General features: G+C 66.8%; 1 protein-coding gene. It reads right to left on the bottom strand.

The window, feature by feature from the left end; genetic code table 11:
- Positions 1 to 71: 71 nt before the first annotated feature.
- The gene (gene clpB, locus EA346_RS00070) at positions 72 to 2639 is read right to left on the bottom strand and encodes an ATP-dependent chaperone ClpB (RefSeq protein ID WP_296754071.1); all 2568 of its coding nucleotides are present in this window, start codon (positions 2637 to 2639) and stop codon (positions 72 to 74) included.
- Between the last annotated feature and the right edge of the window lie 192 nt (positions 2640 to 2831).

Raw genomic sequence — 2831 nt, 5'->3', positions numbered from 1 at the left:
CTACGGTTTGCGGCTTGTCATCGTCAGGGGTGGCGCAGGGCCATGACGGTCAGCCGCCACTATGGTGCCCGTCAGCGCCGGAAGGTCAGCCCACCGGCATCGACGTCGATGCGGATCGTGTCGCCCGGACCGAACTGCCCCGACAGCAGCGCCTGCGCCAGCGGGTTCTCCACTTGCGTCTGGATCGCCCGCTTGAGCGGACGCGCACCGTAGACCGGGTCGAAACCCGCCTCGCCCAGCCGGTCCAGCGCCTCCGCACTGATGTCGAGCCCGATATCACGCTCGGCCAGCCGCAGGCGCAGCAGCCCGAGCTGGATGTCGGTGATGGCCCGGATCTGCTCCCGGCCCAACGGGTGGAAGACCACGACATCGTCAACCCGGTTGATGAACTCCGGCCGGAAATGCTGCCCGACGACCTCCATCACCGCCGCCTTCATCTGCTCGTAGTGCTCCTCGCCGGCCATCTCCTGGATCAACTGCGAACCGAGGTTCGAGGTCATCACGATCACGGTGTTGCGGAAGTCCACGGTGCGGCCGTGCCCGTCGGTCAGGCGACCGTCGTCCAATACCTGCAACAGCACGTTGAAGACGTCCGGGTGCGCCTTCTCCACCTCGTCGAGCAGGATCACCGAATAGGGCTTGCGCCGCACCGCCTCGGTCAGGTAACCGCCCTCCTCGTAGCCGACGTAGCCCGGAGGGGCGCCGATCAGTCGGGCCACCGAGTGCTTCTCCATGAACTCGGACATGTCGATCCGGACCATGGCGTCCTCGGTGTCGAACAGGAACGACGCCAGCGCCTTGGTCAGCTCGGTCTTGCCGACGCCAGTCGGGCCCAGGAACAGGAACGACCCGTTGGGCCGGTTCGGGTCCGAGAGACCCGCGCGGGAACGCCGGATCGCGTTCGCCACCGCACGCACGGCCTCTTCCTGGCCGACCACGCGGCGCGCGACGGCCTCCTCCATGCGCAGCAGCTTGTCCTTCTCGCCCTCGAGCATCTTCGAGACCGGGATTCCGGTCCAGCGCGAGACCACCTCGGCGACCTCCTCGTCGGTGACCTTGGTGCGCAACAGGCGCGTCTCCTTGCCCTCCTGCTCGGAGGCCTGCTCCAGCGCCTTCTGCAGTTCCGGGATCTTCCCGTACTGCAGCTCCGACATGCGGGTCAGGTCGCCGGCACGGCGCGCGGTCTCCAGTTCCATGCGTACGCGCTCGAGTTCCTCCTTGACCTGAGCGGCACCGGTGACGGCGGACTTTTCCGCCTTCCAGATTTCCTCGAGGTCGGAGTACTCGCGTTGCAGCCGGTCGATTTCCTCCTCGAGGATGCCCAGACGCTTCTTCGAGGCCTCGTCGGTCTCCTTCTTCATCGCCTCGCGCTCGATCTTCAGCTGGATCAGGCGCCGGTCGAGCCGGTCCATCTCCTCGGGCTTGGAATCGATCTCCATGCGGATGCGCGAGGACGCCTCGTCGATCAGGTCGATCGCCTTGTCCGGCAGCTGCCGGTCGGTGATGTAGCGCTGCGAGAGCTGTGCGGCGGCAACGATCGCCGGATCGGTGATCTCGATCCCGTGGTGCACCTCGTAGCGTTCCTTCAGGCCACGCAGGATGGCGATGGTGTCCTCCAGGGTCGGTTCGTCGACCAGCACCTTCTGGAAACGCCGCTCGAGCGCCGCGTCCTTCTCGATGTACTTGCGGTACTCGTCCAACGTGGTCGCGCCGATGCAGTGCAGTTCGCCGCGTGCCAGCGCCGGCTTCAGCATGTTGCCGGCGTCCATCGCGCCCTCGGCCTTGCCCGCGCCGACCATGGTGTGAATCTCGTCGATGAACAGGATCACCCGACCCTCTTCCTTGGACAGGTCCTTGAGCACGGCCTTCAGCCGCTCCTCGAAGTCGCCCCGGTACTTGGCCCCGGCCAGCAGCGCGCCGAGGTCCAGCGCCAGTACCCGCTTGTCCTTCAATCCCTCGGGAATCTCACCGTTGATGATGCGCTGCGCCAGTCCCTCGACGATCGCGGTCTTGCCGACCCCGGGCTCGCCGATCAGCACGGGGTTGTTCTTGGTCCGACGCTGCAGGACCTGGATCGCGCGACGGATCTCGTCGTCGCGGCCGATCACCGGGTCGAGCTTGCCCTGCTCGGCGCGCTCGGTCAGGTCGATGGTGTACTTGTCCAGCGCCTGCCGGGTGTCCTCGGCGTTCGGATCGTCGACGCTGGCACCGCCGCGCATCTGCTCCACGGCTTTCTCGAGGTTGCTCTTGGTCACCCCACTCTTCTTCAGGATCTCGGCAACCGCGCCGCGGTCCTCGACCGCGGCAAGCAGGAACAGCTCCGAGGAGATGTACTGGTCCTTGCGCTGTTGCGCGAGCTTGTCGCAGACGTTCAGCAGCCGGTTGAGATCGTTGGAGACGTGCACCTCGCCGGGCGTGCCCTCGACGCGCGGCAGGCGCCCGAGGGCCTCCCCCAGCGCGGAGCGCAGCTGATTCACGTTGCCGCCGGCCTGCGCCAGCACGGAGCGGACGCTGCCGCCCTCCTGGTCGAGCAGGGCTGCGAGCACGTGGCTGGGCTCGATGAACTGATGGTCCCGGCCCACCGCCAGCGATTGGGCGTCGGCCAGGGCCTCCTGGAATTTCGTGGTCAGGCGATCCATACGCATGGATTGGTTCCCCTCGGGAAAAGGTTTGATCTGACACACAAGGTGGGGGTATCCGCGCGGTATTCAAGGGCCAGCGCGCATCCAGTTCGCCCGCGGGCAGGCCCAGAGGCAGGGGATGCGGAGCCGGCCGCCCGCCGGCGGGTGTCGGCAGCAGGGATGCTGCCGTCAAGCCTACAGGGATGTATT

The organism is Thioalkalivibrio sp., assembly GCF_007692535.1.
Lineage (GTDB): Bacteria > Pseudomonadota > Gammaproteobacteria > Ectothiorhodospirales > Ectothiorhodospiraceae > Thioalkalivibrio.
This window is presented reverse-complemented; position numbering and strand designations above follow the sequence as displayed.